The 11,374-nt window shown below is 63.5% G+C and carries 8 protein-coding genes and 1 pseudogene; 1 reads left to right on the forward strand and 8 read right to left on the reverse strand.

The annotated features are described in order from the left end of the window. A pseudogene (locus D0N36_RS19385) lies at positions 1 to 183 on the forward strand (IS982 family transposase); the annotation flags it as partial. A gap of 156 nt (positions 184 to 339) precedes the next feature. On the opposite strand, the gene acs reads toward D0N36_RS19385, so the two are convergent. The 8 genes from acs to D0N36_RS19000 form a co-directional block, all read right to left on the reverse strand. Next, positions 340 to 2,268 carry an acetate--CoA ligase gene (gene acs / locus D0N36_RS18970; protein WP_116943386.1) on the reverse strand — a complete coding sequence of 643 codons (1,929 nt, stop codon included), beginning with the start codon at positions 2,266 to 2,268 and terminating at the stop codon, positions 340 to 342. A 284-nt stretch (positions 2,269 to 2,552) separates the two neighbouring features. Continuing rightward, positions 2,553 to 4,496: an AMP-binding protein gene (locus tag D0N36_RS18975; protein ID WP_116943387.1), complete on the reverse strand. Its 1,944-nt coding sequence runs from the start codon at positions 4,494 to 4,496 to the stop codon at positions 2,553 to 2,555. 57 nt (positions 4,497 to 4,553) lie between these two features. Beyond that, on the reverse strand, positions 4,554 to 4,937 hold the full coding sequence (locus D0N36_RS18980) for a response regulator transcription factor (protein ID WP_116943388.1): 384 nt from the start codon (positions 4,935 to 4,937) through the stop codon (positions 4,554 to 4,556). A 128-nt stretch (positions 4,938 to 5,065) separates the two neighbouring features. Continuing rightward, on the reverse strand, positions 5,066 to 5,827 hold the full coding sequence (locus tag D0N36_RS19845; protein WP_242479004.1) for a sensor histidine kinase: 762 nt from the start codon (positions 5,825 to 5,827) through the stop codon (positions 5,066 to 5,068). After that, positions 5,716 to 7,863, reverse strand: a complete 2,148-nt coding sequence (locus D0N36_RS18985) for a sodium:solute symporter family transporter (protein ID WP_242479003.1) — start codon at positions 7,861 to 7,863, stop codon at positions 5,716 to 5,718. Before D0N36_RS18985 ends, D0N36_RS19845 begins: the two co-directional genes overlap by 112 nt. A gap of 161 nt (positions 7,864 to 8,024) precedes the next feature. After that, on the reverse strand, positions 8,025 to 8,246 hold the full coding sequence (locus D0N36_RS18990; protein WP_116943389.1) for a hypothetical protein: 222 nt from the start codon (positions 8,244 to 8,246) through the stop codon (positions 8,025 to 8,027). 184 nt (positions 8,247 to 8,430) lie between these two features. Then, positions 8,431 to 9,930: an MFS transporter gene (locus D0N36_RS18995; protein WP_116943390.1), complete on the reverse strand. Its 1,500-nt coding sequence runs from the start codon at positions 9,928 to 9,930 to the stop codon at positions 8,431 to 8,433. Between the two features lie 54 nt (positions 9,931 to 9,984). Next, on the reverse strand, positions 9,985 to 11,374 hold a 1,390-nt coding region (locus D0N36_RS19000; RefSeq protein WP_116943391.1), incomplete at its 5' end, for a hypothetical protein.

Genomic DNA, 11,374 nt, shown 5'->3' on the forward strand with positions numbered 1-11,374 from the left:
AAGCGGCCCCACCACCCGGCCCAAAACTTTCTGATTCAGTATTTTCGCAAAGGTATTGAAACCACCTTCAGCTGCCTGACAGCGCGCTTTCCCAAGCAGATTCATGCCGTAACAGCGGCCGGCTTCGCCTTAAAAATAGTGCTTTTCATCTTTGCCCACGCACTACACCAAGTCGGTTTGTAGTTCGCAACTTGGGTTTGCTAGCAGCTGAGCAAAGCGGCTGCAGCGCGAGGCTCCAGCCTTGCGCTACAGCCGCTTTGCTTAACCCTTTCTCATAAATTCTACTATCCGGAAGCTGTTCAGACAAGGGGAGGCGGCGCGCTCATAAACGGCTCCGCCCTACTTTGCACCCTCGATAATATCGTCTACTACGGCTGGGTCAAGTAAGGTGCTGGTATCACCCAGCGTGGTGGTGTCGCCTTCGGCTACTTTGCGCAGGATGCGGCGCATGATTTTACCCGAGCGCGTTTTGGGCAGCCCCGTCACGATCTGGATTTTGTCGGGGCGGGCAATTTTACCGATTTCGGCCACCACGGTTTCGATGACGCTGGCCTCAATGCGGGGCTCGTCGGCGGCGTTTTTGCAGGCGCCTTCGCGGCAGATGATATAGGCGTAGATGCCCTGGCCCTTCACCTCGTGCGGGTAGCCCACCACCGCACTTTCCACCACGTTAGGGTTCTGGTTGATGGCGTTTTCGATTTCGGCCGTGCCGAAGCGGTGGCCGCTCACGTTAATCACGTCATCAACCCGACCGATAATGCGGTAGAGGCCATCGGCGTCGCGGCGGGCGCCGTCGCCGGTGAAGTAGTAGCCGGGGTAGGCCGCGAAATAAGTCTGCACGGCGCGGTTATGGTCGCCCCAGGTGGTGCGGATAATGCCCGGCCAGGCCTGTTTGATGGCTAGGTAACCCTCCTCCTCGTTGCCTTCAATTTCGGTGCCGTCCTGGCGCAGCAGCACGGGCCATACGCCGGGCAGCGGCAGGCCGGCATACGTGGGCTTCGAGGGGGTAATGCCGGCCAGCGCCGAAATCATGATGCCCCCGGTTTCGGTCTGCCACCAGGTATCTACCAGCGGGCAGCGGCCTTTGCCTACGTGCTCGTTGTACCAGTGCCAGGCCTCCTCGTTGATGGGTTCGCCCACCGAGCCGATTACGCGCAGCGAGTCGAGTGAGTAGCTGAGCACGTTGTCGAGGGGCTCGGCCATGAGGGCGCGGATGGCGGTGGGCGCGGTATAGAACGCACTCACCGAGTGCTTGTCAATCACCTCCCAGAACCGCCCGGCATCGGGGTAGGTTGGCACGCCCTCGAACATGAGGGTGGTAGAGCCGGCCAGCAGCGGGCCGTAAATCAGGTACGTATGGCCGGTTACCCAGCCCACGTCGGCCGTGCACCAGAACACGTCGTTCTCCTCTACCTGAAACACGTTGCGGAAGGTGTAATCAGCCCACACCATGTAGCCGGCAGTGGTGTGCACCACGCCCTTGGGCTTGCCGGTGCTGCCCGAGGTATAAAGAATAAACAGCGGGTCTTCGGCCTTCATTTCCTCGGCCGGGCAGGTTTTAGCCACATCGGCGGCCTCCTCGTGGTACCATACGTCGCGCTCGTCCTCCATCTGCACCGGCCAGCCCAAGTGCTCCACTACCACTACTTTGCGCACCGAAGGGCAGGTTTCGAGGGCCTCATCCACCACCCGTTTCACCGGAATCTGCTTGGCGCCGCGGTTCAAACCGTCCGACGTTATCACCAGCTTAGCCTGGGCATCGTTCACGCGGTCGGCAATGGCCGTGGCCGAGAAGCCGGCAAAAATAACCGAATGCACGGCCCCGATACGGGCGCAGGCCAGCACGGCAATGGTGAGCTCCGGAATCATGGGCATGTAGAGGCACACCCGGTCGCCCTTTTCTACCCCGTTATTCAGCAGCACGTTGGCAAACTGGCACACGCGCTGGTGCAGCTCGCGGTAGGTCAGGCGCAGGTGGCGCTCCTTTATGTCGTTGGGCTCGTAGATGAGGGCCAGCTTGTTGCCCCGGGTGGCCAGGTGGCGGTCGAGGCAGTTTTCGGTGATGTTGAGCCGCGCCCCCGCAAACCACGTCGTTTCGCCGGCCACCATATCCGACTCCATCACGGTGCTCCACTTGCGGCGCCACGTAAAGGGCTCGGCCACCGCGGCCCAGAACTCGTTGGGGTGGCGGGTGCTGAGGTGGTAGGCCTCGTGGTATCCTTCGAGGGTACGGATGCGGGCGTGCTGGGGTGTAGCGGGGGTAGGCATGGAGCGTATAACTAGAGGAGGAACTGAATGAGGAAGGTGAAATTAGGTTATCCGGCGCAAAGCAAAGGTGCTGTAACAGAAGGCGCCGACCATCCGGAGAGCAACGCAGGGGTTTATCCAGCAGCGAATCGCCCAAAAGGCCCTGCCCTGTGGGGCACAAACAACGCAAGCCCGGGAAGCCGGCGCGTTAAGGTAGCGTTTGTTCCATGCCTTGGCTGCCTTCCGGATGATAGTTGCGGCGCTGTTCAGGGTTCTGGCCGCGCTTCGGATGCCCGGCGGGGAAGTTAGCTTTCCTGGTGCCCCCGCCCTACGCCGCGCCGGGTCAGCACGGCCCGGATTTCGTCGAGGATAGCGGGGTCATCAATGGTGGAAGGCACCGTGAATTCTTCGCCGTCGGCGAGCTGGCGCAGGGTTTTGCGCAGTATTTTGCCCGAACGGGTTTTGGGAAGCCGCGCCACCACGGCCGCCTTCCGGAAGCAGGCCACGGCCCCTACCTGGCTGCGCACCAGCTGAATGAGCTGCTGCTCCAGCTCGGTTTCAGGCAGTGTCTGGCCATCTTTGAGCACCACCAGGCCCACCGGCACCTGCCCGCGCAGCTCGTCGAAGAGGCCCAGCACGGCGCATTCGGCCACGGCCGGGTGGGCGGCCAGCACCTCTTCCAGCTCGCCGGTGCTCAGGCGGTGGCCGGCTACATTTATAACGTCGTCTAGGCGGCCCATGATGTAGCAGTAGCCCTGCGCGTCGCGGTAGCCCCCGTCGCCCGAGAGGTAGTAGCCGGGATAGGCGTCGAGGTAGGCTTCCTGAAAGCGGGCGTCATCTTCCCAGAGCGTGGGCAGGCAGCCGGGGGGCAGCGGCAGACGCAGCGCCACCAGTCCGGTGGTGCCGGCGGGCACGGGCTGGCCTTCCTCATCGAGAATGTGGAGGTCGTAGCCTGGCACCGGGTGGCCGGCCGAGCCGGCGCGGGCCGGCAGCGCATCAGAATAGCCCACGCAGGTAGCCAGCATGGGCCACCCCGATTCAGTCTGCCACCAGTGGTCGACAACGGGTATGCCCAGCAGCTCGCCGGCCCAGGCATAGGTGGCAGGGTCGCACCGCTCGCCGGCCAGAAACAGGTGGCGCAGCTTGCTCAAATCGTAGCCGTGGACCAGTTCGCCCCCGGGGTCTTCCTTGCGGATGGCGCGGATGGCAGTAGGGGCCGTGAACAGCACATTTACCCCGTAGTCGGCGGCCAGCCGCCAGAACGTGCCCGCGTCGGGCGTGCGCACGGGCTTGCCCTCGAACAGCACCGTGGTGCCCCCGAGCAGCAGCGGCCCGTACACGATGTAGCTGTGGCCCACGGCCCAGCCAATGTCCGAGCCGCTGAACATGGTTTCGCCCGGTTTCAGCCCAAAAACGGCCCCCATGCTATAGCGCAGGGCCACGGCGTGGCCGCCATGCTCGCGCACCACGCCCTTGGGCCGGCCGGTGGTACCGCTGGTGTAGAGGATATAGAGCGGGGCCGTAGCATCAACCGGCACGGCTGCTACCGGCGCGGCTTCCAGCAGCTCGCGGTAGTCTACGAACCGGGTGGCCGGCGCCGAAGTAGCGGCCGCCGGGGTTTCGGGCAGCTCGGCCGGGCAGAAGTCGCGCTGGCTGACCACCACGCAGGCAGGCCGGTGGGTGGCCAGGGCCAGGGCCTCGCGCACCAGCGGCAGGTACGGAATCGGGCGGTCGGTTTCCATGCCGGCCGAAGCGCAGATGATGGCCCGGGGCTGCGCGTCGTCGATGCGCACGGCCAGCTCGGGCGGCGCGAAGCCCCCAAACACCACCGAATGCACTGCCCCCAGCCGGGCGCAGGCCAGCATAGCCACTACCGCTTCGGGCATGTTGGGCATGTAGATGAGGACCCGGTCGCCGGGCTGCACGCCCTGGGCACGCAGGCCCCCGGCCAGCCTGGCCGTCAGGTCGAGCAGCTCGGCATAGGTGTAGCTGCGGCGCATGCCGGTTACGGGCGAGTCGTAGTGCAGGGCGGGCTGGTTGGCGCGGCCGTTGGCTACGTGGTAGTCGAGGCAGAGCCAGCTGGTATTCAGCTGGCCGCCCCGAAACCAGCGGTAGAAACCAGTGGCTTCGTCCTGGCTCAGCACCGGCCGGGGCGGGTCGCGGTACCAGCTCAGGCGGGCGGCCTGCCCGGCCCAGAAGCCGGCCGGATCGGCGAGGCTGGCAGCGTAGTCGGCGGCGTAGGTGGGCATGGGCGGGGGGCGTTTGGAGTGAGTGGATGCGGGAGTGCAATGGGCGGCGGCGCAGGCTCAGTCGCCGCCAGTGGCCAACTGCTCTTTTACTTTCGCCATGAGCTGGCGGGTGCTGAAGGGTTTGGTCAGGTAGAGGTCGGCCCCCACCGTATAGCCCTGCTGCATATCGGCTTCCTTGCTTTTGGCACTTAAAAACACCACCCGCGTGCCGGCCTGCCGAGGATGCTGCCGCACCTGGCGGCATACCTCGTAGCCATCCACATCGGGCATCATAATATCGAGCATAATCAGGTCGAAGGGCGTTTGGCTGATGGCCTCCAGCGCCTCGCTACCATTGCGGGCGATGCTGACGCGGTAGCCGGCCTTGCGCATCAGAAATTCGAGCGACATCACAATATTGGGTTCGTCGTCGACAATAAGAATATGCGGGGGCGTTTTCATAGCTAGGGGTTCTTTACCGATTTCCCATAAAGGAGCGCGGAGGGTTTTGTAGAGGCACGCAGAGTCGTTTAGAGGTTTGCCGGGGTAGCGGTATCAGGGCGGGTTGGTTGAGGAGGACTTATCAGATACTACCGGCGGCTCTCCACTGCGGCAATCGGTAGCTCCAGCGAAAACCGGGCCCCCTGGTCGGTGGCGCTTTCCACCCAGATACGGCCGGCGTGCAACTCCACTATTTTTTTGGTGATGGCCAGGCCCAGCCCCGTGCCTTCGGGCTTGCGCGTGGTTTGGTTTTGGGCCTGGTAAAACTTGTCGAACAGCAGATGATGGAACTCCGGCGCAATGCCTTTGCCGTTGTCCTGCACCCACAGCAGCAGGCCGCCGGCCGTGGTTTGTACCCCCACGGCTATGCGCCCCGTCCCATCGGCCCGGCACGACTTGATGGCATTGCTGAGCAGATTCACCAGCACCTGCATCATCCGGTCCCGGTCGCCGGGCAGGGCGGGCAGGCCGGGCGGCACGGCCAGGTCCAGCTGTATCTGCTTCGCGCGCAGCGGCGGGCCCACGGCCTCCAAGGCGTCGGTGATGATGTCGGCCACGTCGAGGGGTGTTTTATCGAGGCGCGCCGTGCCCGACTCGTACTTCTCCAGATCGAGCACCAGCGCAATCAGGCGGCTCAGGCGCTCGGCCTCGCGGGTGATGGTGTGCAGGAAACGGTGGCGTTCCTCTTCCTCCAGATCGGGGTTGTCGCTCAGGATTTCCGACAGGGCCCGGATGCTGGTCAGGGGCGTGCGCAGCTCGTGGGTAACGGTGTAGAGGAACTCGTCCTTGTGCTGGTCGAGCTCCCGAAGCTGGTCGTAGGCCTGCTGCAGCTGGCTGGTGAGGGCCTGCAGCTGCCGCTGCTGCTTCTGGAGCTGGCGGTTGGCTTCCAGCAACTGCTGGCTTTCCTTGAGAATAACGACCACATTATCGAAGCTGATTTCCTCGACCCCCACCGAGGACCGCAGCAGCAGCCGGGCCGAGGCCGGGCCGATGGCCCCGGCCAGCAGCTTCTCGGCGTAGGCCAGCAGCCGCGGGTCGGCGGGCGCATCCGGCCCGCCACGGCCCCGGCCGGGCCGGGTGCATCATCGGGCCGGGCCGGATGGCCGGGGAAGTGCTCCTGAAAAGCCCCGAGGGCCTGAGCCGTGCGCTTGCGGCCCAGAAAGCCCGTTAGCAGCGCCCGTACATCGGGCAGCGAGGCCACGCTGTGCCAGCCGGCCGGGCCGGTTTCGAAGCCCGGCTCGTGGCGGAATACGTGCACGAACAGCTCGGCCTGCCGCTGCTCCAGCGCCGAGGGCGCGCGCCCCAGCAACGACACGCCCACGTACAGCCCCAGGTTGAAAAACCAGCTCCAGAAGAGCCCGTGCGAAAGCGGGTCGAGGCCCGTGAGGCCCAGCAGCGCCCCGGGGCGCAGCCAGCCCAGGCCCAGCGGCCCTTCGAGCAGCAGGGTATTGGCCAGCAGGCCCGCCTCTACTGCGGTAGGCAGCACCAGCGTGTAGAGCCACAGCAGCAGCCCGGCCAGCAGGCCCGCCGTGGCGCCGGCCCGGGTGCCGCCCTGCCAATACAGCCCGCCCAGCACTACGGGCGCAAACTGCGCCACCGCGGCAAACGAAATAAGACCAATGTTTACCAGCGGCAACAAGTGGCCCACGGCGGCATAGTAGGCGAAGGCCAGCAGCAGCACCAGCACCACGGCCAGCCGCCGGCTGTGCAGCGCCAGCTGCCCAAGGCGGGCAAACCAGCGCGGCCCCTCGGCCCGGCCCACGGGCTCGCGCACCAGCAGCGGCATAAGCAGGTGGTGGCTGATCATCACGCTTAGGGCAATGGTTTCCACCACAATCATGCTGCTGGCCGCCGAAAGGCCGCCCAGGTAGATGAACAACGCCAGCCAGGGCCGGCCCGCCTGCAGCGGCAGCGCCAGCACATACATATCGGCGTCGAGGCGGCCGGCTCCATCGAGCAAGCGCCCCCCGAAGGCCAGCGGCAGCACCAGCAGGTTGATGATGATGAGGTAGAGCGGAAACAGCCACATGGCCTTACGCAGGTGGTCTTCGTTCACGTTTTCCACCACGCTCACCTGAAACTGCCGGGGCAGCAGCAGAATAGCCGACATACTCAGCAGCAGCAGCGTCAGCCACTGCCCGGGCGTGGTGCCGGCTCCTTCCAGCGTGAACAGGCGGCGCAGATCGGGCACGGCCGCGGCCCGCTCGAACACGTCGGCAAAGCCATCGAACAGCCCGTAGGCCACGAACAGGCCGGCCACCAGAAAGGCCACCAGCTTCAGCAGGCTTTCGACGGCCACGGCCAGCACCATGCCCTCGTGCCGCTCGGTAGCCTCGACTGAGCGCACCCCGAACACAATGGTGAAGAAGGCCAGCACCACGGTAGTATAGAACGCCGACGTCACGGCCGCCGCATTTTCAACGGGGAGCCCCAGCGCATTTGGCCCGTGGGTCAGCATTTCAAACGAGGCCGCAATAGCCTTAATCTGGAGCGAAATGTAGGGCACCACGCCCAGCACGCAGCCCACAGTGGCCAGCGCGCCCAGACTGGCGCTTTTGCCGTAGCGGGCCGAGATAAAGTCGGCAATGGAAGTGAGGCGCTGGGTGCGGCAGATGCGGATGATTTTGCGCAGCACCAGCCAGGCCAGCGGCGCCATGAGCGTGGGGCCGAGGTAAATGCCCACAAACTCCAGCCCGAAATGCGCGGCCCTTCCTACCGAGCCGTAATAGGTCCAGGCGGTGCAGTACACGGCCATGCTCAGGGCGTACACGTAGGGGTTGCTCACCCAGCTGCGCCGCGCCGCCACCCGCCGCTCGGCCGCATACGCCAGCCCGAACAACAGCCCGAGGTAACCAAACGAAAAACCGATTACCAGCAGCGGGGACATTTTGGGAATTACTAATTGAAAGTATGGCGGTATGAGTCGCTGAAGCTATTTACAAAGTCGAAAGAACGTCATGCTGAGCTTGCCGAAACATCTCTACCGAACGTTTTGCCACAACGAAGCGGTAGAGATGCTTCGACAAGCTCAGCATGACGTTCTGATTTTCAATTTTTAATCGAAGACACCAGCCAGCCCGTGAGGGCAACCAACGCAACCCAGACCGCCAGCACATAGAGGTAGAGCACCGGAATGCCCGCCACGCGGGCGTCGAGGCTGAAGGCACCCAGGAGCGGGAAGTTGAGCAGCACCCCGAACAGCAGTGCCAGAAACAGCAGCCGCTGCCCCCGCCGCTGCTCGGGCCGCTCGGAAGGTTGGAGGTTGGGCATGGCGTGTGGGGAAGATGGCGCGTTAAGTACGGGCATAAATGGGTAGTGTGCTGCAGGGCAGGGCGGAGTTGAAGCAGCACCGCGTGCCAGCTCCGCTACCCCACTCACCGCCTGCCTGCCTGCCGGATAAGCAAAATCCGCCGAACCAACGGCCCGGCGGATTTGCGGTGGCCGCGCGGCCCGGCTAGGAGGCTACCTCGCCCGACTCGTTGTCCATGAGCTTGACGTTGCGCACGTCTTTCATGTAGATGGAGCCGATAATGAAGCAGATGAAGGCAATGGCCACCGGGTAAACCAGACCGGCGTAGCTACTCCACATCTTCAAAAACGTGCCGTCGGGTTTGCCGGCTGCCCACAGCGTGAGGGCCGTGGCAATAAGGGGCACAAAGCCGCCGAAAATACCGTTGCCAATGTGGTACGGAAACGAGAGGCTGGTGTAGCGCACCTTGGTCGGGAACAGCTCGACGAGGTAGGCGGCAATTGGGCCGTAGGCCATGGTCACGAAGAGTACCAGGCAGAAAACCAGGGCCGTCATGGGTATCAGCTGCGGGTTCAGGGCTTTCATTACGGCCGGTACGGCCTTGCCGGTGGCATCCACGGTGGCAGCCACCGTTTCGGTGAGCGGGCCGGCAAAGGCCTTCATGCCATAAAATATCGGGATGGTGAATATGGCCCCACACAGCAGGCCCATCATGATGATTTTCTTACGCCCGATACGGTCGGAAAGGCCGCCGAAGTACACGAAAAACGGTGTGGCCAGAATCAGGGCGGCGCACAGCACCAGGGCCGCGTCAATAATATCGAGCTTGAGCGTGTTCTGCATGAACGAGTAGGCGTAAAACTGCCCCGTGTACCACACCACGCCCTGGCCCATGGTGGCGCCAAACAACGAAATAAGCACCAGCCGGCGGTTAACGGGATTCACAAACGACTCGCGCAACGGGTTCTTCGAGGTAGTGCCCTCGGCCTTGGCCTTGGCAAACAGCGGCGACTCGTGCAGCTTGAGCCGGATGTAGTACGAGGCAATTACCAGGATGCCCGACAGCAGGAATGGAATGCGCCAGCCCCACTCTTTGAAGGCGGCCTCGCCCATAAGGTTACGGGTGGCAATGATGACGATGATGCTGATGAGCAGGCCCACCGTGGCCGTCGTCTGAATGAAAGAGGTGTAGTAGCCGCGCTTTTTGTCGGGCGAGTGCTCGGCCACGTAGGTAGTGGCCCCGCCGTATTCGCCGCCCAGCGCCAGGCCCTGCAGCAGGCGCAGCAGCGTTACGATAATGGGCGCGGCCACCCCAATTTTGTCGTAGCTCGGAATCAGGCCCGTTACGAACGTAGCCCCGCCCATGAGCAGCAGCGTCAGCAGAAACGTGTACTTACGCCCAATCATGTCGCCGATGCGCCCGAACACGAGTGCCCCGAACGGCCGCACTACAAACCCAGCCCCAAACACGGCCAGCGTCCCGAGAATAGTGTCTTCTATCTTACCAGTGGTACCAAACAACACCGGCCCGATAATGGCGGCCAGCGAGCCGAAAATGTAGAAGTCGTACCACTCAATCACCGTTCCGACCGAGGAAGCAGTAATTACCTGCCAGATTTTGCTGGTCGAAACCTGGTTGTTGTCGTGCTCCGGGGCCGCATCGAGGGCCACCGCCGAGCCGCCCCGGTTTACATCTTGTTCCATGAAGTTGGGGTGTTGGGGGTTAGAGAAATGAGAGGATTGCGGACTGCGGGACGCTTACAAGAAAATCATCGTCTGGAGCGTGATTTCGGGGCGGTAGTCAAGGTTCTGCGGGTTGGAGTAGTCGGGCCGGACGCGGTAATTAAGCGTGAGCTTGGCATTGTGGCCATCGAGCAGCACATTGGCCCCCAGATCGAGCACGTTCACTTTTTTGGCCCCTATTGCCTCAAGTCCTTCGTAGTCGCCGTGCAGCCAGGCAGCGTAGGGCTGCAGGCGCGCCTTGGGCCCAAGCACATTTTTGGGCAGCAGGTAACCAGCCTGCGCGTACAGGGCCGAGCCCGTGCCCACGGTTGGGAAGGAATTACCGCGCAGCGTGCCGGCCCCCGGAATAGCAGCCGAGCCCCCGGCCGCACTCGGGTTCATGATGCCGATGTTACGCACGTAGTTCGGGCCGAAATCGAAGTTGTAATACACCGCGTAGGCCGTGAAAGCCGTGCCGGCCTCTTTGTTGAGGGGAGTATCAAAAAACACGTCGGCCGACCAGATGCCCATGTTGTGGGTTTTGAAGGGCACATAGCTGTAGGGGTCGGCGTTGGGCTGGCCCGTGGGCGGAGGTGGCAGGGCGCCGGGCCGCGAGAACATGGCGTTTTTGTTGAACAGGAAACCCGCCCCGATATTAAATACCCGCTTGGTCCCCAGATAAGACCCCACCGCGTAGGGCAACAGGTTGGCTTCCTGGTCGAGAAACTCGTAGGCGAAGTAACCCTGGAAGTTCTTGGAATGGTTGCGCGGATAGTACTCGGCCACGTTGGTGGGCACGGTGGCCGGGGTGGCCGTCGGGCTGGTCACGAACGGGTCGTTAACGGCTACCGCGTAATCGAGCTTGCCTATCCGGCCTTTGGCGTAAATGCCCATGTAGCGGGCAAACTGGTCGGTTTTTTCGATGGTGGGCCAGTTGGTGATGGGCGCATCGAAGGCCAGAAAGTTAAGGGTGCTGGCCCGCGTCATGCGCGAAATGCCGTTCTGGTAGTGCAGGCCCGCCCCCACGCTCAGCTGGCTGATTACTTTGTATTCCACCACGGCCTCGTGCACGAACAGCTGGGGCTTTTTGCCCGGGTCGCCGATGCCCACGCCGCCGCCTACCGCGTTCTGGTTGTTGATGCCGATGTGGGTCAGGATCATAAACCGCGGGTTGAGCTGGGCGTACAGGATCAGACGCGAGCGGCGCAGGCCCACATCGAAAGTGTTGCGCTGCGGGTCGCCGGAGGTGTGCTGCGAGCCGGTATTGTTCTGGTTGAAGCGCGTCCAGACCTGGTGCCAGGTGATGAAACGCATGTATTTCGAGCCATCGGGCGAGAGCGACACCTTCAGACCCGCCCCGTAGGGCACCGACTCGGTGGGGGCGGCCGGGGTGGGGCGCGGGGGCCTGAGGGGCCGGGGCCGGGGC

This window comes from Hymenobacter lapidiphilus (genome assembly GCF_003417065.2).
Classification (GTDB): domain Bacteria; phylum Bacteroidota; class Bacteroidia; order Cytophagales; family Hymenobacteraceae; genus Hymenobacter.